The sequence below is a fragment of the Pseudomonas gingeri genome (genome assembly GCF_013386115.1).
Lineage (GTDB): Bacteria > Pseudomonadota > Gammaproteobacteria > Pseudomonadales > Pseudomonadaceae > Aquipseudomonas > Aquipseudomonas gingeri.
The window spans coordinates 565,850-588,517 of record NZ_JACAOR010000002.1 but is presented as its reverse complement, the minus strand read 5'-3'; the positions used below and the strand labels follow the sequence as shown (position 1 = coordinate 588,517).

At 63.7% G+C, this 22,668-nt stretch carries 18 protein-coding genes; 14 read left to right on the top strand and 4 right to left on the bottom strand.

All coding sequences use genetic code 11. The annotated features are described in order from the left end of the window. Positions 1–36 precede the first annotated feature (36 nt). From HX881_RS07375 to HX881_RS07340, 8 genes are all read left to right on the top strand, one after another. The gene (locus tag HX881_RS07375; RefSeq protein WP_177083725.1) at positions 37–2,409 is read left to right on the top strand and encodes a TonB-dependent receptor; all 2,373 of its coding nucleotides are present in this window, start codon (positions 37–39) and stop codon (positions 2,407–2,409) included. Positions 2,410–2,618: 209 nt separating this feature from the next. Then, the gene (locus tag HX881_RS07370; RefSeq protein ID WP_177083723.1) at positions 2,619–2,942 is read left to right on the top strand and encodes a hypothetical protein; all 324 of its coding nucleotides are present in this window, start codon (positions 2,619–2,621) and stop codon (positions 2,940–2,942) included. Between the two features lie 487 nt (positions 2,943–3,429). Next, the gene (locus tag HX881_RS07365) at positions 3,430–4,248 is read left to right on the top strand and encodes an energy transducer TonB (RefSeq protein WP_177083721.1); all 819 of its coding nucleotides are present in this window, start codon (positions 3,430–3,432) and stop codon (positions 4,246–4,248) included. Between the two features lie 43 nt (positions 4,249–4,291). Further along, complete coding sequence (locus HX881_RS07360; protein ID WP_177083719.1) at positions 4,292–5,017, top strand: MotA/TolQ/ExbB proton channel family protein; 726 nt, start codon at positions 4,292–4,294, stop codon at positions 5,015–5,017. A gap of 1 nt (position 5,018) precedes the next feature. After that, a complete protein-coding gene (locus tag HX881_RS07355) occupies positions 5,019–5,420 on the top strand; it encodes an ExbD/TolR family protein (protein WP_017124728.1) in 402 nt (133 codons plus the stop codon). A 635-nt stretch (positions 5,421–6,055) separates the two neighbouring features. Continuing rightward, positions 6,056–6,637 (top strand): alpha/beta hydrolase, encoded by a 582-nt coding sequence (locus HX881_RS07350; RefSeq protein WP_177083717.1) that lies wholly within the window; start codon positions 6,056–6,058, stop codon positions 6,635–6,637. Positions 6,638–6,693: 56 nt separating this feature from the next. Beyond that, positions 6,694–7,590 (top strand): sigma 54-interacting transcriptional regulator, encoded by an 897-nt coding sequence (locus HX881_RS07345; RefSeq protein WP_177083715.1) that lies wholly within the window; start codon positions 6,694–6,696, stop codon positions 7,588–7,590. 321 nt (positions 7,591–7,911) lie between these two features. Then, positions 7,912–8,694 carry a MetQ/NlpA family ABC transporter substrate-binding protein gene (locus tag HX881_RS07340; RefSeq protein ID WP_177083713.1) on the top strand — a complete coding sequence of 261 codons (783 nt, stop codon included), beginning with the start codon at positions 7,912–7,914 and terminating at the stop codon, positions 8,692–8,694. A 466-nt stretch (positions 8,695–9,160) separates the two neighbouring features. Here the strand turns inward: HX881_RS07340 and HX881_RS07335 are convergent, their stop codons facing one another. Further along, a complete protein-coding gene (locus tag HX881_RS07335; protein WP_177083711.1) occupies positions 9,161–10,321 on the bottom strand; it encodes an AAA family ATPase in 1,161 nt (386 codons plus the stop codon). 151 nt (positions 10,322–10,472) lie between these two features. Between HX881_RS07335 and HX881_RS07330 the strand changes: the two genes are divergently transcribed. The 3 genes from HX881_RS07330 to HX881_RS07320 are packed head-to-tail and all read left to right on the top strand — an operon-like array spanning position 10,473 to position 15,702. After that, positions 10,473–11,573, top strand: coding sequence for an efflux RND transporter periplasmic adaptor subunit (locus tag HX881_RS07330; protein ID WP_177083709.1), 1,101 nt, complete (start codon positions 10,473–10,475; stop codon positions 11,571–11,573). Further along, positions 11,570–12,652, top strand: coding sequence for an efflux RND transporter periplasmic adaptor subunit (locus HX881_RS07325; RefSeq protein ID WP_177083707.1), 1,083 nt, complete (start codon positions 11,570–11,572; stop codon positions 12,650–12,652). Before HX881_RS07330 ends, HX881_RS07325 begins: the two co-directional genes overlap by 4 nt. Next, positions 12,649–15,702, top strand: coding sequence for an efflux RND transporter permease subunit (locus tag HX881_RS07320; protein WP_177083705.1), 3,054 nt, complete (start codon positions 12,649–12,651; stop codon positions 15,700–15,702). The genes HX881_RS07325 and HX881_RS07320 overlap by 4 nt, the downstream gene beginning before the upstream one ends. Positions 15,703–15,847: 145 nt before the next feature. Here the strand turns inward: HX881_RS07320 and mgrA are convergent, their stop codons facing one another. After that, entirely contained in the window at positions 15,848–16,885 is a 1,038-nt protein-coding gene (mgrA, locus tag HX881_RS07315) for an L-glyceraldehyde 3-phosphate reductase (protein ID WP_103032814.1), read from the bottom strand. Between the two features lie 447 nt (positions 16,886–17,332). Next, entirely contained in the window at positions 17,333–18,223 is an 891-nt protein-coding gene (locus HX881_RS07310) for a LysR family transcriptional regulator (protein ID WP_177083703.1), read from the bottom strand. A 127-nt stretch (positions 18,224–18,350) separates the two neighbouring features. On the opposite strand from HX881_RS07310, the gene HX881_RS07305 reads away from it, so the two are divergent. The 3 genes from HX881_RS07305 to HX881_RS07295 all read left to right on the top strand — a co-directional run bounded on the left by HX881_RS07305 (position 18,351) and on the right by HX881_RS07295 (position 20,480). Beyond that, a complete protein-coding gene (locus HX881_RS07305) occupies positions 18,351–19,091 on the top strand; it encodes an SDR family oxidoreductase (RefSeq protein WP_177083701.1) in 741 nt (246 codons plus the stop codon). 106 nt (positions 19,092–19,197) lie between these two features. Next, the gene (locus tag HX881_RS07300) at positions 19,198–20,094 is read left to right on the top strand and encodes an SDR family oxidoreductase (protein ID WP_177083699.1); all 897 of its coding nucleotides are present in this window, start codon (positions 19,198–19,200) and stop codon (positions 20,092–20,094) included. A 128-nt stretch (positions 20,095–20,222) separates the two neighbouring features. Further along, complete coding sequence (locus HX881_RS07295) at positions 20,223–20,480, top strand: hypothetical protein (RefSeq protein WP_017125364.1); 258 nt, start codon at positions 20,223–20,225, stop codon at positions 20,478–20,480. A 176-nt stretch (positions 20,481–20,656) separates the two neighbouring features. On the opposite strand, the gene betT is transcribed toward HX881_RS07295, so the two are convergent. Beyond that, the gene (gene betT / locus HX881_RS07290; RefSeq protein ID WP_177083832.1) at positions 20,657–22,618 is read right to left on the bottom strand and encodes a choline transporter BetT; all 1,962 of its coding nucleotides are present in this window, start codon (positions 22,616–22,618) and stop codon (positions 20,657–20,659) included. Between the last annotated feature and the right edge of the window lie 50 nt (positions 22,619–22,668).

Sequence of the window (22,668 nt, the reverse complement as noted above, 5' to 3'; positions counted from 1 at the left end):
TATGCGTCTTGTGTATTTTTTGACCAGGAGCCGCCCATGAGTTCGTTCAATCTTGCTGTGCATCACCCTTCGCGGCGGCTCAAGCGCTTGCCCCTGGCCCTGTTGCTGGCGGGGAGCGCCAGCTGGTCGCTGGGCCATGCCGCCGAAAGCGAACCCCCTGTGGAGACGGCACCCGTCGCCGCCAGCAGCAAACCCAAGGCCGACAGCGGCCGGCTGGAAACCGTGACCGTCACCGCCCGGCGCCGCGAGGAAAGCTCCCAGAGCGTGCCCACGCCCATCAGCGTGATCGGCGGCCAGGCCCTGGAAAGCCAGCGGGTCTATCGCATCCAGGATCTGCAGCAACTGGTACCCAGCGTCAACGTCGCCTACATGCATGCGCGCCAGTCCAGCGTGTCGATTCGCGGGCTGGGCAACAACCCGGCCAGCGACGGCCTCGAAGGCAGCGTCGGGCTGTATATCGACAACGTCTACCTGGGGCGTCCGGGCATGGCGGTTTTCGATCTGATGGACATCGAGCAACTGGAAGTCCTGCGCGGTCCCCAGGGCACGCTCTTCGGCAAGAACACCACCGCCGGGGTGATCAACATCAACACCCGGGCGCCGAGCTTCACCCCGGAGCGCAGTATCGAAAGCTCGGTCGGCGAGGACGGTTATTTCCAGACCAAGGGCACGATTTCGGGCCCGCTCAACGATCAGTTGGCCGGGCGCCTGTCGGCCTATCGCACCCGCAGCGACGGCGATATCAAGAACGAATACGACGGCCACGAGTTGAACGGCGGCTCCCGGGATGGCTTTCGCGCGCAACTGCTGTACAAGCCCAACGAGAACTTCAACCTGCGCTGGATCGGCGACTACAACGAAGAGGACTCCAGTGCCGGGACCCGCGTGTTGTACAGCACCGGCCCGACCATCAATGGCGTCAACCTCTACCAGTCCCGGGCCAATGCCGCCGGGGCAACCCTTGCCAACGGCCCCCATCGCGAGGTGAATCTCGATGGCCAGCAGCATGTCACGGTGTTCCAGGGTGGCAGCTCCCTGGAGGCCAACTGGACCCTGCCCAACGATTTCACCCTGACCTCCGTCAGTTCCTATCGCTGGTGGAACTTCACCCCGCGCAACGACGATGGCCTCAATGTGCCGGCGGCCTACAACGCCGGGGTCTCGGTGGAAGACAAGCAGTGGTCACAGGAGTTTCGCCTGGCCTCGCCCACGGGCGGTTTCTTCGACTATGTGCTGGGCGCGTACTACTTCGGCTCCAAGCTCGACAACAAGAGTTTCAGCTACTACGGGCCCCAGGCCGACATCTGGAACGGCACCCCCACCGGCGCGCTGAACAACGTCACCAGCATCGGCAACGGGCATATCGATACCGACAGTTTCGCGCTCTTCGCCCAGGGCACCTGGCACTTGACCGAACGCCTGGATTTCACCGCCGGCCTGCGCGGCAGCTACGAGGAAAAAAGCGCCTGGGTGACCCGCGATGCGCCGCTCGGTGGCGCTGCCGTGACCGGTGCCGCGGCCACGGCCCGCCGCGGTCGTGCCGGTATCTATGACTCCGGCAACCTCAGCCAGTACAGCACCAGTCCGTCCGGCCTGTTGAACCTGAGTTATCGCTTCACCGACGAGCTGCTGGGTTACGCCACCTTGTCCCACGGGGAAAAGTCCGGCGGTGTGAACCTCGCGGTGGGCTCGGCGCCGACGGCGGGCGCCGATTCGCTGCTGATCGGCACCGAGCGCGCCAACAACGCCGAGCTGGGTTTCAAGAGCACACTGTGGGACAAGCGCCTGCAACTCAACGCCAACCTGTTCTGGACCCAGGTCAACGGTTACCAGACCAATGCCTACGATGCCGACAACCGCGTGCAGTACCTGACCAATGCCGGCTCGGTGCGCTCACGCGGGGTGGAAGTCGAGAGCACGCTGATTCCCCTGCGCGGCCTGACGCTCAACCTCAACGGCTCCTATAACGATGTCCGCTACCTGTCCTACAAGGATGCGCCGTGCCCGCCGGAGGTCAGCCTGCAGCCGGGAGCACCGGCCTCCTGCGACCTCAGCGGACACCAGGTGGTCGGCGCGTCGAAATGGATCGGCAACGCCAATGGCGAGTACAAATGGAACCTGGGTAACGGCTGGGAAGAATATGTCACCGCCAGTTATGCCTTCCGCTCCAAGGCCGTCGGCACCGTCGAGGATTCGACCTACGGGCAGATTCCCAGTTATGCCGTGGTCAACCTGTCCACCGGCCTGCGTGGCGACTTCAACCAGGGCCAGTGGGACGTCTCGCTATGGCTGAAGAACGCTTTCGACAAGACCTACTACACCACCCTCTGGACCGGTGGTAACGGTGGTTATGAGGGCTTGCTTGGCACACCACGGACCCTGGGGGTCACCGGGCGCTATGACTTCTGATCCGCGCTGATGGGATAGCGGCTGTAATAAGACCGGTGCCGGATATAAGTTATTCACAACCTTCATGGTGCATATAGCCAATCAATTGATAAATACCGGGCGGGCCGGTTGGACAGAACTTGGAAGTCCTACCATTCTGCAAGTCGTGAGTTTCAGGAGAGACCCACTTTCAGCGGAAGAGTGTATTAACGACATAAGGAGAACGCATCATGTCGAGCATCAATGGAACTTATCTGAATAACAACGCCGACGCCAAGTTGGTAGTCACCGATGGCAACGATTCGAATGGTACCTTCAACGGGCAGATCACCCAGGCAGGGGTGAACTACAGCGTCACCGGTCACTACCATTTCGAGAAAAACACCGGCAATCCCACCACCATCGCCTTTATCGGTACCAACAGCGACAAGGGCTACGTGGCGTTTACCGCGTACGCCCCGGACCATATCTACGTGAAACTGCGCGCCAGCGGATCACGGACCGGCTTTGATGGCCAGGTGGTCGGCCTGGGCGGCGAATTCGTCAAACAGTAACAGCAAAGGCAATACCGACATACTGCCAGGCCAACGAAAGGACAAGTGCATTTCTGCGCTTGTCCGATTGAAGTTCTGGCGGTATGTATTGTTGTGCCCGTCAATAAATAAAAGTCTGTTTGCGCACTTTGTATTGCAACTATCCCGTCATTCATTTCTCTTTTCTTGTCCGTTATCCGTGCGCGCATGGCGGGGCGAAAGTTGCCGTGTGTTCGCCAACCCTGTGGACACGGAGGTTTTCCGGCCCTGAAAGCATGCCTTCAGGGAATATTTTCAATGCCTGAAAAGCATCGATTTTTCAGCGCTGGGCTGGAGCCCTTGAAACACGGGGCCTTACGCGGATCGTCAGAATCTAATATTCATTTTCGATCTATCTATAACTTCAAAGATTACTTTAAGTACTAAGCAAGGTCCGTGGATCATCGGCACCTCGACGTCGCCATGGGCGCCTCGACGATTTTTTGCTGAAGACCGCAGGAGTTATTCAATGGGCAATGTCCAGACCGCTGCCAGTGCACATGAGGTGCGCAGGCCTCAGGCACCGGGTGGCGAGTTGGTCGATCTCGGCCGGCCCCATCGCGCGCCGCTGGGGCAGTTGCGTCTGCAGAAAGTGCCCAAGGGCATCCTCAGCCGGCGCGAGGCGATCTTGCTCGGGGTGTTTGCGCTGGTGCTGCATGGCGCGGTGATCTACTGGCTGAGCCAGAAACAGACCCCGGTGCTGCCGGTGGTGCCGCCGGAAATCCCGCCGATGACCATCGAATTTTCCCAGCCGGCACCGCCCGTAGTCGAACCGCCGCCGCCCGTGCCGCCACCACCGCCGCCACCGGTAGTCGAGCCGCCACCGCCGGTGGTCGACGAACTGGCGGTGAAACCGCCACCGCCGCCCAAGCCCAAACCCGTACCGAAGCCCAAGCCGGTACCCAAGCCTGAGCCCAAGCCCGCGCCGAAGCCGGTCGAACAGCCGCCGGCACCGCCACAACCGGCGGCACCGGCCGCGCCACCGGCTCCGCCCAGCCCGGCTCCGGTGACCCCGGCTTCGGCCAGCGCCGCGTACCTGAAGAACCCGGCGCCGGAGTATCCGTCGCTGGCCCAGCGTCGCGGCTGGGAAGGCACGGTGCTGCTGCGGGTCCAGGTGCTGGCCAGCGGTAGACCGGGCGAGATCCAGATTCAGAAAAGCAGTGGTCGCGAGCAGCTCGACGAGGCCGCCCTGGCAGCGGTGAAGCGTTGGAGCTTTGTCCCGGCCAAACAGGGCGATGTCGCCCAGGTCGGCTGGGTCAGCGTACCCATCGACTTCAAGATCCACTGATCGGCAATCCACGCGCTGAACGCTTTTACAGAGGGAACACATCATGACGTTACTGGCATCTCCACTCCAATCCATCGAAAGCGCGGTGATCTGGCTGCTGGTGGTCTTTTCCGTCGCCACCTGGGGCCTGGCCCTGCTCAAGGCCGTGCAGTTCGGCCGCCTGAAAGGCCAGGATCGCAAGTTCCACAAGCAGTTCTGGGCGGCCTCCAGCCTCGATTCGGCGGCCGAGCTGAGCGAAACCCAGCCCGGTGCCGCCGCTCGCGTGGCCCAGGCCGGCTATGCCGCGATCCAGGTCGGCGAGGCGCCACATGCCGCCGACCTGAGCCAGGCGATCAATCACCAGGACCGTCTGGAGCGAGCCCTGCGCCAGCAGATCGTGCGTGAACGCCGCTCCCTGGAAACCGGTCTGGCAGTGCTCGCCAGTATCGGCAGTACCTCGCCGTTCATTGGCCTGTTCGGCACCGTCTGGGGGATCATGGAAGCCCTGAAAGGCATCAGCGCCGCCGGCTCCGCGAGCCTCGAAACCGTGGCCGGGCCGATCGGCGCCGCGCTGGTCGCGACCGGGGTGGGGATCGCCGTCGCCGTGCCCGCGGTGCTGGTCTACAACTACTTCCTGCGGCGCCTGAAACTCACCGCCGCCGACCTCGACGACTTCGCCCACGACTTCTACAGCCTGGCGCAGAAGAGCTCGTTCCGGGTCCTGATCCACCCGACGGCGAACAAGGGCGCCGGTCAGGGTTCCGCGCAGAAAGTGAAGGAGGCGTCCTGACATGGCCTTTTCCACCCAAGACAGCGATGAGGTGCTGAGCGAGATCAACGTCACGCCGCTGGTGGACGTGATGCTGGTGTTGCTGGTGGTGTTCATCGTCACCGCGCCGCTGCTGACCAACGCGATTCCGATCAACCTGCCCAAGACCGAGGCCGTGGCGCCGGTGGAGCAGAAGGACCCGCTGGTGGTGAGCATCGACGGGACCGGCAAGCTGTTTCTCAACAAGGACGAAATCAAGCCCGAGCTGCTGGAGTTCAATCTCCAGGCGGCCAAGGCCAAGGACCCGGACCTGCGGGTGCAGCTGCAGGCCGACAATGGCGTGAACTACGGCGAAGTGGCGAGGGCCATGGCCTCCATCGAGCGGGCCGGGATCACCAAGTTGTCGGTGATCACCGCCCGCTGAACGCAACAGATCCTCGAGTTTCTCGGGCCGTCTCCTTGGCAGGGTGCGGCCCTTTTTTTATTTCCACGCAATGGCAGGTTGACGCGGAACCTGTGGGAACCGGCTTGCCGGCGATGAGGCCAGTGAGTCTTGCATCGCCCGATCGGCCGTCATCGCCAGCAAGCCGGCTCCTACAAGGGTTGTGTCAGCAGGGACTGACTCGTCGGTTCTTATTTTTTTATTTCCACGCAATGGCAGGTTGACGTGGAACCTGTGGGAGCCGGCTTGCCGGCGATGAGGCCAGTGAGTCTTGCATCGCCTGATCGGCCGCCATCGCCAGCAAGCCGGCTCCTACAAGGGTTGTGTCAGCAGGGACTGAATCGTCGGTTCTTATTTTTTTATTTCCACGCAATGGCAGATTGACGCGGAACCTGTGGGAGCCGGCTTGCCGGCGATGAGGCCAGTGAGTCTTGCATCGCCTGATCGGCCGTCATCGCCAGCAAGCCGGCTCCTGCAAGGGGTTGTGTCAGCAGGGACTGACTCATCGGTTCTTATATTTCTTTGTGATCTTAATAAATAGCTTCTTATTCCTTAACGAATATAACTCTGCTCCCTATACTCGATCCGGAACGCAAACGCTGGAGGAGGTGTACCCCATGCGCAACGAGTCGATTCGTTATCTGATCGTGCCGGGCTGGCAAGGATCGCCAGAAGATCATTGGCAAACCCATTGGCAGAACAGCCTGCCCAACAGTGCGCGGGTGGAGCAGGCCGACTGGCTGACGCCCCGTCGTGAAGACTGGGTCGCGGCCCTGGCCGAAGCCATTGTCGCCGACAGCACGCCGGTGATCCTGATTGCCCACAGCCTGGGATGCATCACCGTCGCCCACTGGGCGCAAACCGCGCCGTTGCACCTGTTGCGGCAGGTCCACGGTGCCTTGCTGGTGGCCCCGGCCGATGTCGAACGGCCTGCCTGCGCCCCGGCGTTGCGCAATTTCGCGCCGATCCCGGGCGATCTGCTGCCGTTCCCGAGCCAGGTCGTCGCCTCCGACAACGATGCCGCCGTCAGCGCCCCGCGCGCCCTCGAACTGGCCCGTCGCTGGGGCGCCGAAGCCGGCATCATCAGTGGCGCCGGGCATATCAATGTGAAGTCTGGCCACCAGCGCTGGGAGCAGGGTTTTGCCTACCTGTACCGCCTGCAGACCCGCATGGAACAGCATTCCCTGCGCCGCGCCTGATTTTTTCCCTTGCTTGAACGTCCCCCGCCGCAAGGCGGTCGGGGCGGGAGTCCGCCATGAGCCTGCATGAAACCTTCGGCCAGCCTTTGCTGACCTTTCCCGATGCGGAAAAAAGCCCGCTGAGCATCCGCGCCAAGGCGCTGGTGTTCGTCGACCCACGTTCGCGCCAGTTGCGCGAAGAACTCGAACAACTGGCGCCCAAGGCGCTGCCGGTGCTGATCCGCGGCGAAACCGGCAGCGGCAAGGAACTGCTGGCCCGACATATCCACCGCGCCAGCGACCGTACCGGGCTGTTTGTCTCGGTCAACTGCGGCGCCATCAGCCCCACTTACGCTGACGCCGAGCTGTTCGGTTATGCGGCGGGGGCCCACAGCAGCTCGGTGAGCAGCCGGGCCGGCTGGTTCGGTTCGGCCAATGGCGGGACCCTGTACCTGGACGAGATCGGCGACCTGCCGCTGCCGATCCAGATCAAGCTGCTGGCGGCCCTGGAAAATCACGAGGTGACCCGTGTCGGCGCGCAGCAACCCAGCCCGGTGGACGTGCGCCTGGTGGCGGCGACCAGCATCGACCTGGCCCAGGCGGTGGCGGCGGGGAAATTCCACGAGCGCCTCTATCACTACCTCAGCGAAGGCCGGCTGGAGTTGCCGGCGTTGCGTGAGCGGGTCGGCGATATCCTGTCCCTGGCCGAGTATTTCCTCGGCATCTACAGCCAGCGCCTGAGCCTGCCGGTGCCGTTGATCAGCGACAGCGCCCAGCGCGCGCTGGAGCGTCACAGCTGGCCGGGCAATACCCGCGAGCTGGAAAACGTCATCCACTTTGCCTTGCTGGTGAGCAGCGGCGACGAGATCCTGCCGGAGCATCTGAACCTGCCCGAGCCGTTGGGGTTGATCGAACAATTCATCCTCGGCAGTTCTCCCGAGGAGCTGGCAGCGCTCAAGCGCCTGTTGGGCTGAGCGGATTCAGACGAGTGCCTTTTGCAGGAGCCGGCTTGCCGATGTGGCACCTGTGGGAGCGGGCTTGCCCGCGAAGGGGCCAGTGAAAGCGCCAGAAGCTTCGCGGGCAAGCCCGCTCCCACATGAGGCCTCGCCCACAAAAACAGCGCTTTTGCAGAGAAGTAGGACAGTGAACAAAATGGAATATGAAGATGAATAAAAGATATTGTTCTGGAATAAAAAATATCGGTATCTTCTGCTCCACGCCAGCGATATCACTTTGCTGGCACCTCTCTCAAGGCTGTCGTCGATGACGACCGTGATTCTCGATAAGGACACTGCATGAAAAAGGTTCTGTTGTTTACCGCATTGGCGGCTGCTCTGACTGCGGGTCTGGCCCAGGCCGGCGAGAAACTGGTGGTGGCGGCCACGCCGATTCCCCACGCCGAGATCCTCGAGCTGATCAAGCCAACCCTGAAAAAGGAAGGCGTGGACCTGGAGATCAAGGTCTTCACCGACTACGTACAACCGAACACCCAGGTCGCCGAGAAGCACCTGGACGCCAACTATTTCCAGACCAAGCCTTACCTGGATAACTTCAACAAGGGCAAGGGCACCAACCTGGTCACCGTGATCGGTGTCCATGTCGAACCTTTCGGCGGCTACTCGAAGAAGGTCAAGAGCCTGGACGAGCTGAAGAATGGCGCGACCATCGCGATTCCGAACGAAGGCAGCAACGCCGGTCGTGCCCTGTTGCTGCTGCAAAGCAAAGGCCTGATCGAACTCAAGGATCCGAAAAACGCCCTGTCGACGCCTAAAGACATTGCCAAGAACCCGCACAACTTCAAGTTCAAGGAACTGGAATCGGCCCTGCTGCCGCGGGTCCTGGACCAAGTCGACCTGGACCTGATCAACACCAACTATGCGCTGGAAGCCGGCCTGAACCCGGCCAAGGACGCCCTGCTGATCGAAGGTGCCGATTCGCCTTACGTGAACTTCCTGGTCGCCCGTCCTGACAACAAGGACAGCGACGCGATCCAGAAACTGGCCAAGGCCCTGACCAGCCCGGAAGTGAAGGCCTTCATCGATTCGAAGTACAAGGGCGCGGTACTGCCGGCGTTCTGATTCGCGAATAATCCCTTCAAGGTTTGAACGCCGACGAGCAACCAGCGTCGGCGTTTTTTATTGTGTGCCCTGCCCGGATCCCTTGTTCGATGCGGACCCTGTAGGAGCCGGCTTGCTGGCGATGACGTCGGCGGGAGCGATGCAAGGCTCAGGGACCTCGTCGCTGCGAGGCGTCGTCCCGACAAGCCGGCACCTACAAGAGCGGTTTGGCGGTGCGCCCGATTGATTGGCCTTTGACGGCCCGGCGCAAGGCCACCAGCAGTTTCACGATGTCCTGCGGATCGAGCTTTTCCGGCGCTTTTGACTGGTCCATATCATCTTCCCTGTTTTCGGTCGGCCGTTGGGCGAGCTGTTTTCGTCCGTGCTTGGAGCGTCCATCGGCACAAAAGATCCGTGTCGCGATGAAAAGCAAGGTAGCCCTCTGCCGGGCATCCGGCAAATCCGTCGGACGAGTTGGCGCACAGCGTCAATCCGGCCAGTTCCAGGCCGGTTCGTCGAGCATGCCCTGGCCGACGATCCCGGTCTGGCCAAGGGTTTTCTCCAGGACGATGGAGTTGCAGCCGGGGTCCTGCTGCAACGCCGCGATCAGGCGGCTGGCATGGGACACCACCCACACCTGGCAACGCTCGGACGCACGGATGATCAGGCGCGCCAGTGCCGGCAGCAGGTCCGGATGCAGGCTGGTTTCCGGTTCGTTGAGCACCATCAGGGTCGGCGGCCTGGGGGTGAGCAGCGCAGCCACCAGCAGCAGGTAGCGCAAGGTGCCGTCCGACAGCTCGGCGGCGGACAGCGGTCGCAGCAGCCCTTCCTGGTAGAACTCGATGGTGAAGCGCGCGCCCGGCAGCGCCTCGATCTGCAGCTGTGAGCCGGGAAAGGCATCGCTGATCGCCGCCTGCAGGGCCTGGGGATCGCCGATCTCGATAATGGTCCGCAGTGCCGCCGCGAGGTCGCGACCGTCGTGATGCAGTACCGGCGTGCGGGTGCCCAGTTGCGGCTGGCGCACAGGTGCCTCGGCGTCACTGCGAAAATGATCGTAGAAGCGCCAGCCGCGAATGCTCTCGCGCAACAACAGCACTTCCGGCGAGCTGCGCAGGTTGCCGACCTGGTCGAACAGGCTGTCGAAGGCCGGGGTGTGCTGCGCCAGCACTTCCCAGGCGCGACCTTCACGGGCCTTGACCATGGGGCCCGAACGGCCCACCAGCAGGCTGGCGGGACGATACAGCGGGCCGGCCCAGATGCATTCGCGCTTGATCTCCGGGTCCAGGGAAAACTGCGAGGAACTCGGTTCCGGCAAGCCGAGGGAAATGGCGTAGCTGAAGTCTTCCCCGGCGAACCCCAGGCGCAGGCGTTTCGCGCCCTGGCGGACCAGGCCTTGCACCGCCACCTCGCCATTGCGCATGCGCCGGCTGATGGCCTCCGGCCCGGCCCAGAAGGTCGAATCCAGCCCGCCTTCGCGGGCCAGCGCATTGACCACGCCACCCTGGGCCGTTTCCGCCAGCAGGCGCAAGGCCCGGTACAGGTTGGACTTGCCGCTGCCATTGGGACCGGTGATCAGGTTCAAGCGGTCGAGCGGCACCACCAGTTTGTTGATGGAGCGGTAGTTGGCCACCGCGAGGGTCTTGAGCATCCGCGACTGTTTCCTGGGGGAGGGCGCTTGCGCCGGTTCGCGCCAGTATAGAAAGGCGCCTCGGGAATAAGGAACCCTGCAGATAAGGAACCCTGTTCTACGCTAACAGTCGTAACGACACGGCGAGTAAGCATTACGCGAAGGAGTGTGTATGAAAGGGCATCTAGTTAGGTGGGAAATGGCCCTGGTACTGGTGGCGCTCCTCAGCGGCTGCGGTCATGAAAAACCCCCTGAGCCCGAGCGGCCGCGGGTCTTTGTCGAGCAGGTGCAGCGCAAGGACTTCGGTGCCGCCGTGACCCTGACCGGCGATATCCAGGCCCGGGTGCAGACCGACCTGTCATTTCGCGTCGGCGGCAAGATCATCCAGCGCAGTGTCGATGTCGGGGCGCGGATCTCCGCCCGCCAGGTGCTCGCCAAGCTCGATCCGAAGGATCTGCAGACCAATGTCGACACCGCCCAGGCCGAGGTCAACGCCGAGCAGGCGCGGGTGCAGCAGACCAGCGCGGCGTTTGTCCGGCAGCAGAAGCTGCTGCCCAAGGGCTATACCAGCCGTAGCGAATATGACGCGGCCCAGGCCGGCGTGCTCAGCGCCAGGAGCGCCCTGACGGCAGCCCAGGCGCAGCTCGCCAATGCCCGCGAGCAGTTGGGCTACACCTCGCTGATCGCCGAAGCCCCGGGGGTGATCACCGCTCGCCAGGCCGAGGTCGGGCAAGTGGTGCAGGCGACCATGCCGATCTTCAGCCTGGCCCGCGATGGCGAGCGCGATGCGGTGTTCAATGTCTACGAGTCGTTGCTGGTGGAGCCACCGGATGACCAGCCGATCACCGTGACCCTGCTCGACAACCCGGCGATCAAGGCCGTGGGCAAGGTGCGCGAAGTGACGCCGGCGGTCTCGGCCCAGAGCGGTACGGTACAGGTCAAGGTGGCCCTGGGCGAGCTGCCGGCGGGCATGGACCTGGGCTCGGTGGTCAGCGCCACCGCCACGGCGCCGGCCAGATCGAGTATCGAATTGCCCTGGTCGGCCCTGACCAAGGATGTCAGCGACCCGGCCGTGTGGCTGGTGGACGCCGACGGCAAGGTCAGCCTGCACCGGGTCAAGGTCGGGCGTTACCTGACCGGTCACGTGATGATCAGCGAAGGCCTGGAGGGCGGCGAGAAAGTCGTGGTCGCCGGCGGTCAACTGCTGCATCCGGGCATGCGGGTGGAGATCGCCACGCCGAGCCCGGCAACCGCCTCGGGAGCCCAGCCATGAAGCGCCTGTCGCTGGTCCTGCTGGGTGGCCTGCTGGTCGCCGGGTGCTCGAAGGAGGAACCACCACCGGAGCCGGTGCGGCCGGTGCTGTTTGTCGAGGTCACGCCGGAATCGGTCCAGCAACTCGGGCGTTTTGCCGGCAGCATCCAGGCGCGTTATGAAAGCACCCTGGGTTTCCGCGTTTCGGGGCGGATCGCCCGGCGTTATGTCGACGTCGGCAGTGAAGTGGCCCAGGGTGCCTTGCTGGCGAGCCTCGACCCCACCGATCAGCAGAACCAGTTGCGCGCGGCCCAGGGCGACCTGTCGCGGATCCAGGCGCAGTGGATCAACGCTCAGGCCAATGCCCGCCGCCAGCAGGAACTGTTCGACCGCGGCGTCGGCGCCCAGGCCCAGCTGGATGTGGCGCAGACCGACCTGAAGACCACCGGCGCGTCCCTCGAACAGGCCCGTGCCTCGCTCAGCCAGGCCAACGATCAGTTGGGCTACACCGAGCTGCATACCGATCACGCCGCGGTGGTGACCGACTGGAAAGTCGAGGCCGGCCAGGTGGTCAGTGCCGGCCAGGAAGTGGTCACCCTGGCGCGCCCGGATATCAAGGAAGCGGTGATCGACCTGCCGGCGGTATTGGCCGATCAGCTCAGCGAGGGCGTCGAGTTCCGTGTCGCCGGCCAGCTCGATCCGAGCGTCAACACCACCGCGCGGCTGCGGGAAATCGAGCCCCAGGCCGACAGCGCCACCCGCACCCGGCGGGCTCGCCTGACCCTGGCCGAGACGCCCGCGGCGTTCCGCCTGGGGACCTCCATCAGCGTCACCCTGAGTTCGGCCATCGAGCCGCGTACCCAGTTGCCGCTGTCGGCCCTGCGGGAAGAGCAGGGTAAGACGCAGATCTGGATCATCGACCCGCAGACCCACACCGTCTCGCCCCGTGATGTCCAGGTGCTGGCTCGCGAGGGCGAGACGATGCTGCTGGGGGCGGACGCCACCGGTGGGGTCAGGGCCGGCGAGAAAGTGGTGAGCGCCGGGGTGAACAGCCTGAAGCCCGGGCAGAAAGTCAAAATCGACGAGGAACACCCACAATGAAAGGGAGCTTCAACCTGTCCGAGTGGGCCCTCAAGCACCAGTCGTTCGTCTGGTACCTGATGTTCGTCGCGTTGTTGATGGGGGTGTTTTCCTATATCAACCTGGGGCGCGAGGAAGACCCGTCCTTCACCATCAAGACCATGATCATCCAGACCACCTGGCCGGGCGCCACGGTGGATGAAACCCTGGAGCAGGTCACCGACCGCATCGAGAAAAAACTCGAGGAACTGGACTCCCTCGACTATGTGAAAAGCTACACCCGTCCTGGCGAGTCGACGGTGTTCGTGTTCCTGCGCGACACCACCAGCGGCAAGGACATCCCGCAGATCTGGTACCAGGTGCGCAAGAAGATCGACGATATCCGTGGCGACTTCCCCCAGGGTATCCAGGGGCCGGGGTTCAACGACGAATTCGGCGATGTGTTCGGTTCGGTCTACGCCTTTACCAGCGACGGCCTGAGCATGCGCCAGCTGCGCGACTACGTGGAGCAGGTGCGCGCACAGATCCGCGATGTGCCGGGGCTGGGCAAGATCGAGATGATCGGCGAGCAGAACGAAGTGCTCTACCTGAACTTCTCCACCCGCAAGCTGGCGGCCCTGGGCATCGACCAGCGCCAGGTGGTGCAGAGCCTGCAGGCGCAGAATGCGGTGACCCCGGCCGGGGTGATCGAGGCCGGGCCCGAGCGGATCTCGGTGCGCGCTTCCGGGCAATACGCCTCGGAGAAGGACCTGGAAGCGGTCAATCTCAAGCTCAACGATCGTTTCTACCGGCTGGCGGATATCGCCGAGATCAGCCGTGGCTACGCCGACCCGCCGACCCCGTTGTTCCGCTACAACGGGCAGACGGCCATCGGCCTGGCGATTGCCATGAAGAAGGGCGGCAATATCCAGGACTTCGGCAAGAGCCTGCATGAGCGCATGGACAGCCTGACCGCCGAACTGCCGGTGGGCGTCGGCGTGCACAAGGTCTCCGACCAGGCCGAGGTGGTGGAAAAGGCCGTCGGCGGCTTCACCAGTGCGCTGTTCGAGGCGGTGATCATCGTGCTGGTGGTGAGTTTTGTCGCCCTCGGCCTGCGCGCCGGCCTGGTGGTGGCCTGCTCGATCCCGCTGGTGCTGGCGATGGTCTTCGTGTTCATGGAGTACAGCGGCATCACCATGCAGCGGATTTCCCTCGGGGCGCTGATCATCGCCCTCGGCCTGCTGGTGGACGATGCGATGATCACCGTGGAAATGATGGTCACGCGGCTGGAGAAGGGTGACAGCAAGGAGCAGGCGGCGACCTTCGCCTACACCTCCACGGCCTTCCCGATGCTCACCGGGACCCTGGTCACCGTGGCCGGCTTCGTGCCCATCGGCCTCAATGCCAGCTCGGCGGGGGAATACACCTTCACCCTGTTCGCGGTGATCGCGGTGGCGATGCTGGTGTCGTGGATCGTCGCGGTGCTGTTCGCGCCGGTGATCGGCGTGCATATCCTCACTGAAAAGGTGAAGGGCCATGATACGGAGGCGGGGCGCGTGGCCCGGGCCTTCAATGCCGGGCTACTGTGGTCGCTGCGCAACCGCTGGTGGGCCATCGGCCTCACGGTGCTGATCTTCGCCCTGTCGGTGTTCTGCATGCGCTTCGTGCAGAACCAGTTTTTCCCGTCCTCGGACCGCCCGGAAATCCTCGTCGACCTCAACCTGCCGCAGAACGCTTCGATCAACGAGACGCGCAAGGCGGTGGACAAGCTCGAGGCCAGTCTCAAGGACGATCCGGATATCCTGCGCTGGAGCACCTATATCGGCGAAGGCGCGATCCGGTTCTACCTGCCCCTCGACCAGCAATTGCAGAATCCCTACTACGCCCAGTTGATCATCGTCAGCAAGGGCCTGGAGCAACGGGCGGCGCTGATGGACCGCCTGAACAAGCGCCTGCGGGACGATTTCGTCGGCATCGGCAGCTTCGTCCAGACCCTGGAAATGGGCCCGCCGGTGGGCCGGCCATTGCAGTACCGGGTCAGCGGCAAGGACATCGACCAGGTGCGCAAGCACGCCATCGAACTGGCGACCATCCTCGACAGGAACCGCAATGTCGGCGAAACCATTTATGACTGGAACGAGCCGGGCAAGGTGCTGCGTATCGATATCGCCCAGGACAAGGCGCGTCAGTTCGGCCTGTCCTCCGAGGATGTGGCGAAGCTGATGAACAGCATTGTCAGCGGCTCGCCGGTGACCCAGGTCAAGGACGATATCTACCTGATCAACGTGGTCGGGCGCGCGGTGGACAGCGAGCGGGGCACCCCGGAAACCTTGCAGAACCTGCAGATCGTCACGCCCGGCGGCACCTCGATTCCGCTGCTGGCGTTCGCCACGGTGCGTTATGAACTGGAGCAGCCGCTGGTCTGGCGGCGCGATCGCCTGCCGACCATCACCCTCAAGGCCGGGGTCCGCGGCGGTATCCAACCGACGGACCTGGTCCGGCAGCTGCAGCCCGAGATCGACAAGTTCGCCGCCGGTTTGCCGGCGGGCTACAAGGTGGTCACCGGCGGTACGGTGGAAGAGAGCGGCAAGGCCCAGGGGCCGATCGCCAAGGTGGTGCCGCTGATGCTGTTCCTGATGGCGACCTTCCTGATGATCCAGTTGCACAGCGTGCAGAAGATGTTCCTGGTGGCCAGTGTCGCGCCGCTGGGGCTGATCGGTGTGGTCCTGGCGCTGGTGCCGACGGGGACGCCGATGGGCTTCGTGGCGATTCTCGGCATCCTCGCGCTGATCGGCATCATCATCCGCAACTCGGTGATCCTGGTGACCCAGATCGACGAATACGAGCGCAACGGTTATGAGCCCTGGGATGCGGTGGTGGAAGCGACGGAGCATCGGCGCCGGCCGATCCTGCTGACGGCCGCGGCGGCGAGCCTGGGGATGATCCCGATTGCCCGGGAAGTGTTCTGGGGGCCGATGGCCTACGCGATGATCGGCGGGATCGTGGTGGCGACGGTGCTGACGCTGATGTTCCTGCCGGCGCTGTATGTGGCCTGGTACCGGATTCGCGAGCCGAAGCGGGACGCCGCTTAGCAGGGTTTTTGGGGCTGGCCCCAATTTGATCGTTCCCACGCTCCGCGTGGGAACGCAGCCCGTGACGCTCTGCGTCACCAGAGCGGCCGCAGAGCGTCCAGAGAGGCATTCCCACGCTGGAGCGTGGGAACGAGGGTCGAACGGGTTATTCCGCCGTGGACGGCTTCTCCCACAGGTTGATCCCGCCTTCCTGGGCAAACCGGTCGATTTCCGCCAGTTCTTCCTGGGTGAAGCTCAGGTTCTTCAGCGCACCGACGTTCTCGATGATCTGCTCCGGCCGGCTGGCGCCGATCAGCGCCGAGGTCACCCGTGGATCACGCAGGGTCCAGGCCAGGGCCAGTTGCGCCAGGCTCTGGCCGCGACGCCGGGCGATCTCGTTCAAGGCGCGTACGTGGGCGATATTCGCTTCGGACAGGTGCGAGGCCTGCAACGAACCGCCGCCCGGACGATTGACCCGCGCATCCTTCGGCACGCCGTTGAGGTACTTGTCGGTCAGCAGACCCTGGGCCAGCGGCGTAAAGGCGATCACGCCGGTACCCAGCTCTTCGACGGTGTCCAGCAGGTCCTTTTCCACCCAGCGGTTGAGCAGGTTGTAGGCCGGCTGGTGGATCAGCAGCGGCACTTTCCATTCCTGCAGCAGGGCCGCGATCTCGCGGGTCTTCACCCCGGAATACGACGAGATACCGATGTACAGCGCCTTGCCTTGCTGCACGGCGGTGGCCAGGGCGCTGGCGGTTTCTTCCAGCGGGGTGTCCGGATCGAAGCGGTGCGAATAGAAGATATCCACATAGTCCAGGCCCAGGCGCTGCAGGCTCTGGTCGAGGCTGGCGAGCACGTATTTGCGCGAGCCGCCGCCCTGGCCATACGGGCCGGGCCACATGTCCCAGCCGGCCTTGCTGGAGATGATCAGTTCGTCGCGGTACTGCTTGAAGTCTTCGCGCAGCAGGCGCCCGAAGTTGATCTCGGCGCTGCCGTAGGGCGGGCCGTAGTTGTTCGCCAGGTCGAAATGATTGATGCCCAGGTCGAAGGCGGTGCGCAGCAGGGCGCGCTGGGTATCGATCGGCGTGCTGTCGCCGAAGTTGTGCCACAGGCCCAGGGACAGGGCCGGCAGCACCAGGCCACTGCGGCCGACGCGGCGGTAGGGAATGGAGTCGTAGCGGTTTTCGGCAGCTTGGTAAGTCATCGAATCCTCTCTCATTGGGGTGTGACATCTTCGCGGACAGGCCCGCTTCCCCCTGGCGTGGCATCGCTCTGACGGGGGCGAAGTCACCCAGCATACGCCCAAGAATGACCAAGCCAACCCCGTGTTCGAACCTTTGCTGAAACGTTTCACATTTCTCGGGGATTCGTCCCCGGGCTTTCGCGGCAGACCTGATGACATCCGGGGCGAATGATCAGCGACTCTCCTGCCCACCAGCGATTGACAATCGCCGGACCTCTTGTTCCTGATTTTTTATCAGTATGAGTTAGTACATATCTCCCTACTTTTCCCATAAACCGGATAACAGGTTTTCATTCAGTAAAATATGGATATTCATGAATCAATGAGTGAGTACACGTAATACGTAGTATGGTTTTGTACGGATCAAGGCTTTCCAATACGGCAGTTTTCCGAGGAAGGCGCGCTGGATCAGTGTGCTTTTGCGAAAACCTCGCTTATCCAGTCGACGAACACCCGTACCCTCGGCGACATATGCCGGTTCTGTGGATAAAGCACGGAAACCGGCATGGGCGGCGGCGGATGGTCCGGCAGGACTTCCTTGAGCAGCCCCTGGCCGATCTGCTCTGCCACCCGGTAATGCGGCACCTGGATCAGCCCCAGCCCGGCCACGGCCGAGGCGGCGTAGATCTCGGCGCCGAACACCGAGACCTTGCCCGCCAGCGGCACTTCGCGCAGCTCGCCGTTTTCGGTGAATTCGAACGGAAACAGCTTGCCGGTGGCCCGTGACACGTAGTTCACGCCCTGGTGCCGGCCGAGGTCGTCGAGGTTCTGCGGTTCGCCATGCTTGCGCAGGTACGCCGGACTGGCACAGGTCACCTGGCGCAGGTTGGCGACTCGCCGGCCGATCAGCGACGAGTCGCCGAGGTTGCCCGAGCGCAGTACGCAGTCGACGCCTTCGGCGATCAGGTCGATAAAGTGGCTGGCCTCGCTGATCGAGACTTCGATCTCCGGGTAGCGTTCGAGAAACGCCGGCAGGGCCGGGACCACGAAGTACTTTGCCAGGGTCCCCTGCAGGTCCACGCGCAAGCGCCCCTTGGGCTCCACCGTACGAAAGGCCAGCTCGGCTTCTTCCAGCTGCGCCAGCAACTGCACGCAGCGCTGGTAATAGGCTTCGCCATCGAGGGTCGGGCGCACGCGCCGCGTACTACGCTCCAGGAGCCGGGTACCGAGCCAGGCCTCGAACTGATTCAGGGTATGGGTCAGGGTGGCGCGAGGCAGGTTGAGGTCTTCGGCCGCCAGGGTGAAGCTGCTGCGTTCGTAGATCCGAACAAAAACCTTCATGGCCTTGACCTGGTCCATGGGGGTGCTCCGTTGTGATTGATTGTTGGCGATTATTGAACAGTCAAGGCAACTCTCGCGCATTTATCGCCCTGGGTAAACATGTGAAATTGGCTTCACACCCACTCAGCACCCCAGGAGATTCGACATGACTACCCAGACCCCGAAAGTTGCCATCGTTACCGGCGCCTCGCGTGGCATCGGCGCGGTAATCGCCCGCCAACTGGCCGCGGACGGTTTTGCCGTCGCCATCAACTACGCCAGCAGCGCCACCGAAGCCTCGGCACTGGTGGTCGAGCTGCGCCAGGCCGGTCACCAGGCCATAGCGATCAAGGCCGATGTCGCCAACTCCGCCGATGTCAGCCGCTTGTTCGACGAAACCGAACAGCACCTGGGCAAGGTCGATGTGCTGATCAACAACGCCGGTATCCTCAAGGTCCTGCCGCTGGCCCAGCACAGCGACGAACTGTTCGACCAGACGTTCGCCATCAACACCCGCGGTACCTTCAACACCCTGCGCGCGGCGGCCACCCGGATGAACGATGGCGGCCGTATCGTCAACTTCTCCAGCAGCACCGTGGCCCTGAACATGCCCGGCTACGCGGTGTACATCGCCAGCAAGGCGGCGGTGGAGTCCTTCACCCACGTGTTCTCCAAGGAACTGCGCGGCCGCCAGATCACCGTCAACGCCGTCGCCCCCGGCCCGGTAGCGACTGAACTGTTCCTGCATGGCAAGAGCGAAGAGCAGATCCAGACCTTCGCCAAGATGCCGCCGCTGGAGCGTCTCGGTCAGCCGGAAGACATCGCCAACGTGGTGTCCTTCCTGGTGAGCCCGGCCGCCGGCTGGGTCAATGGGCAAGTCCTGCGCGCCAATGGCGGCCTGGTCTGATCGACCTGCCGTTGCCTGAGTGATCGCCCGGTTCGCGGGCGGTCTGCTCGCCTGCGCATCCCGCTCCGGCGAGTCCCTTTATTCTCCGAGCTCGAGGTGAAACCCCATGAAATCCGTGATCCTGATTACCGGTGCCTCCAGCGGGTTTGGTGCCCTGACCGCCCGTGCCCTGGCCGATGCCGGCCATACCGTCTACGCCAGCATGCGTGAAACCCTGGGCCGTAACGCGCCGCAGGTGGCCGAGGTCCAGCGTTATGCCAGCGAGCATGCGGTGGACCTGCGCAGCGTCGAGCTGGACGTGGCGTCCGACGCTTCGGTCGAGGCCGGCGTGGCCCGGATCATCGCCGACTGCGGGCGGCTGGATGTGGTTATCCACAACGCCGGGCATATGTCCTTCGGCCCCACCGAAGCCTTCACTCCGGAGCAGTTCGCCCAGCTCTACGACATCAATGTGTTGAGCACCCAGCGGGTCAACCGCGCCGCCTTGCCGCAGTTGCGCAAGCAGGGCAGGGGCCTGGTGCTGTGGGTCTCCTCCAGTAGCGCCCGTGGCGGCACCCCGCCGTTCCTCGCTCCGTACTTCGCGGCCAAGGCGGCGATGGATTCCCTGGCGGTGTCCTATGCCAGCGAGCTGGTGCGCTGGGGCATCGAGACCTCGATCGTGGTTCCGGGGGCATTCACCAAGGGCACCAACCACTTCGTGCATTCCGGTTCGCCGGCTGACAAGGCGCGTGCCCTGGAATACACCGAGGGGCCATACGCCGGGGTGGCGGCCCAGGCGCTGGAAGGGCTGGCGGCGCTCGAGCCGGCGGATGCGGATGTCGTCGAGGTGGCCCGGGCGATTGTCGGGATTGTCGAGCTGCCCCACGGCAGCCGGCCGTTCCGATGCCATATCGATCCATCCGAGGACGGTGCCGAGGTGGTCAACGGCATGGCCGACCGGGTGCGCGCGGAGATGTTCCGGCGCATCGGCCTGGAAGATCTGCTGCGCGTCGGCAGCCGTTGAGGGGACGGGTTTCGATCTACAGTGATAGATAGGGAGGTCGGGGCGGTACTTCCTGATGTCGCACCACTCATGATCGTTCCCACGCGGAGCATGGGAACGATCGGATACAGCTTGCGGAGGATATCCCCATGCACACCGCCATCATCCTCACCGTCGGCCTGCTTCTGCTGGGTTGTACGCTGTTCTTCGGCCAGCGCCTGGGCATCAGCCGGCAGACCCTGGGCTTCGGTTTCCTCGGCATGTGGCTGCTGGCGACCATCGTCAATGGCGCCATAGGCGTGGTCATCGCTCACCAGCCGCTGATTTCCGAACTGTTGATCGCCCTGGCCGTCTTCGGCCTGCCGGCCATCGCCATGGCCTTGTTCATGCTGCTGGACAAGGCCTAGTGGCTTGTGTGGCCAGTCCGGTCAGCCAGCTTCGGCGCCTGCCTCGCAGTGACTCGCCATGGCGGGCCATGACTCGTCACAGCGCCCTGGCCGGGAACTTCCGGCAGCCGAATCCGAGCTGGTGAACCCGCCGCGCAGGCCACCAGGCTCGGTACGAAAACTCTCCGGCTGTCGCGTCAGCGCACCAGGTGCAGGAACTGCATGTGCCGTTCGTACTGGTCGAGGATGTCGTTGATGATCTGGTCCTTGCTGTAGCCCATCAGGTCATAGTCCTGGCTGCCTTCGCTCAGGTGCACTTCGGCGCGGTAGTAGCGGCGGTTGCGTAGTTCCTTGGGACCCATGCCGCCACGGGCGAAGGACGGTGTGAAGTAACCGCGCATCTGTACCTGGTAGACGAACGGATGCTGGTCGCCATGACCGATTTCCAGGCTGACGCTGTCGTTGGCCGGATCGGGCTGGGTGATCACGTTCAGGCCCTTCTCGACAAACACCGCGCTGACTTCCTCGATGGCCGGTCGCACGGTCTGGTCGAGGAATCGATAGACCTCGTCCCGCGACGGGAAATGCACCGCCTGGCTGAGGCGCTGGCGCCAGCCACCCTTGCCGCGTCGTGAGCCGGAGACCGGCGCCAGCGAATGCAGTTGGGCAATGCGTTTCTGCGACTCCAGGTGGAAAGCCTTGTGCAGTCCCCACATCATCAGCAGCAGGATCAGCGAGAACGGCAGCGAGGTCAGCACCACCGCCGATTTCAGCGCGTCGATACTGCCGGAGAACAGCAGCGCGCTGGTGACCAGCGCGGTCATCGCGCCCCAGAACACCCGCAGCCATTTCGGCCCGTCTTCGTCGGCGCTGCCGCCCCGTGCCGAGAGCGTCGAGAGCACCACGGTGCCGGAATCGGCTGAGGTGACGAAGAACACGAAGCTGATGAACACCGTGACGGCGATCACCGTCTTGCTCCAGGGGTAGGTTTCCAGCAGCAGGTACAGGGTCCGCGACGGATCGTCGATGGCCGACTGGCCGAGGGCGACCATGCCGTGGTTGAGCACCTGGTCGATGGCGCTGTTGCCGAAGATCGACATCCACGCCAGGGTGAAGCCGAGCGGGATCAGCAACACGCCGAAGACGAACTCGCGGATGGTCCGGCCGCGGGAAATCCGCGCGATGAACAGGCCCACGAACGGCGACCAGGCAATCCACCAGGCCCAGTAGAACACCGTCCAGCCGCCGAGCCAGTCGCTGGGTTTGTCGTAGGCGTAGAGGTCGAAACTCTTGGTCGGCAGGGCGCCGAGGTAGTCGCCGAGGTTCTGGATCAGGGTGTTGAGCAGGTGCTGGGTGGGCCCGGCGAACAGCACGAACAGCAGCAGCGCGCAGGCCAGCAGCATGTTGATGTCGGACATCACCCGCACGCCCTTGTCGACCCCGGCCACGGCCACCAGGATGGCCGCGCCCATCATCAGGGTGATCAGTCCGACCTGGATCCACTGGGTGTGGGGCACGTTGAACAGATAGTCCAGGCCAGAGTTGAGGTGCAGGACGCCGAAGCCCATGTCGGCACCCAGGCCGAACACCGTGGCGATGATGCCGAAGCCATCCACCGCGTAGCCGATGGGGCCGTTGATGCGCTTGCCGATCAGCGGATAGAGCGCCGAACGCAGGGCCAGCGGCAGGTTGTGCCGGTAGGCGAAGTAGGCCAGGGCCATGCCGACGAAGGCGAACACGCCCCAGCCGTGCAGGCCCCAGTGCAGGAACAGGATCTGCATGGCCTGGCGCGCGGCCGCCTGGCCACCGGCTTCGCCCTGGGGCGGCTGGAGCATGTGGGTCAGCGGTTCGGAGACGCAGAAGAAGAACAGGGTGATGCTGATCCCGGCGGCGAACAGCATGCCGGCCCAGGACAGGTAGCTGAACTCGGGTTCGTCGTGGTCGGCACCGAGCTTGATCTTGCCGTAGCCGGACAAGGCGGTGACCACCACGAAGACCAGGTACAGGGTCATCGCCAGCAGGTAATACCAGCCGACCGTATTGGCCGCCCAGTTCTGCGCGGCCAGCAGCCATTGGCCGGCGGCGTCGGGAAGGCTGATGACCACCAGGCCGAACAGCAGGATGAAGGTCGCGGCGAAGTAGAACACCGGCGGATTCATGCGGACCAGGCCGCTTGACGGGGTCGCGGAGGTACTCATGCGGCGGGCAC

What these genes read in the sequence shown, in the direction of transcription:
- HX881_RS07375 (WP_177083725.1), top strand. Translation starts at nt 37, where the DNA reads ATGAGTTCGTTCAATCTTGCTGTGCATCACCCTTCGCGGCGGCTCAAG.
- HX881_RS07370 (WP_177083723.1), top strand. Translation starts at nt 2,619, where the DNA reads ATGTCGAGCATCAATGGAACTTATCTGAATAACAACGCCGACGCCAAG.
- HX881_RS07365 (WP_177083721.1), top strand. Translation starts at nt 3,430, where the DNA reads ATGGGCAATGTCCAGACCGCTGCCAGTGCACATGAGGTGCGCAGGCCT.
- HX881_RS07360 (WP_177083719.1), top strand. Translation starts at nt 4,292, where the DNA reads ATGACGTTACTGGCATCTCCACTCCAATCCATCGAAAGCGCGGTGATC.
- HX881_RS07355 (WP_017124728.1), top strand. Translation starts at nt 5,019, where the DNA reads ATGGCCTTTTCCACCCAAGACAGCGATGAGGTGCTGAGCGAGATCAAC.
- HX881_RS07350 (WP_177083717.1), top strand. Translation starts at nt 6,056, where the DNA reads ATGCGCAACGAGTCGATTCGTTATCTGATCGTGCCGGGCTGGCAAGGA.
- HX881_RS07345 (WP_177083715.1), top strand. Translation starts at nt 6,694, where the DNA reads ATGAGCCTGCATGAAACCTTCGGCCAGCCTTTGCTGACCTTTCCCGAT.
- HX881_RS07340 (WP_177083713.1), top strand. Translation starts at nt 7,912, where the DNA reads ATGAAAAAGGTTCTGTTGTTTACCGCATTGGCGGCTGCTCTGACTGCG.
- HX881_RS07335 (WP_177083711.1), bottom strand. Translation starts at nt 10,321, where the DNA reads ATGCTCAAGACCCTCGCGGTGGCCAACTACCGCTCCATCAACAAACTG.
- HX881_RS07330 (WP_177083709.1), top strand. Translation starts at nt 10,473, where the DNA reads ATGAAAGGGCATCTAGTTAGGTGGGAAATGGCCCTGGTACTGGTGGCG.
- HX881_RS07325 (WP_177083707.1), top strand. Translation starts at nt 11,570, where the DNA reads ATGAAGCGCCTGTCGCTGGTCCTGCTGGGTGGCCTGCTGGTCGCCGGG.
- HX881_RS07320 (WP_177083705.1), top strand. Translation starts at nt 12,649, where the DNA reads ATGAAAGGGAGCTTCAACCTGTCCGAGTGGGCCCTCAAGCACCAGTCG.
- mgrA (WP_103032814.1), bottom strand. Translation starts at nt 16,885, where the DNA reads ATGACTTACCAAGCTGCCGAAAACCGCTACGACTCCATTCCCTACCGC.
- HX881_RS07310 (WP_177083703.1), bottom strand. Translation starts at nt 18,223, where the DNA reads ATGGACCAGGTCAAGGCCATGAAGGTTTTTGTTCGGATCTACGAACGC.
- HX881_RS07305 (WP_177083701.1), top strand. Translation starts at nt 18,351, where the DNA reads ATGACTACCCAGACCCCGAAAGTTGCCATCGTTACCGGCGCCTCGCGT.
- HX881_RS07300 (WP_177083699.1), top strand. Translation starts at nt 19,198, where the DNA reads ATGAAATCCGTGATCCTGATTACCGGTGCCTCCAGCGGGTTTGGTGCC.
- HX881_RS07295 (WP_017125364.1), top strand. Translation starts at nt 20,223, where the DNA reads ATGCACACCGCCATCATCCTCACCGTCGGCCTGCTTCTGCTGGGTTGT.
- betT (WP_177083832.1), bottom strand. Translation starts at nt 22,618, where the DNA reads ATGAATCCGCCGGTGTTCTACTTCGCCGCGACCTTCATCCTGCTGTTC.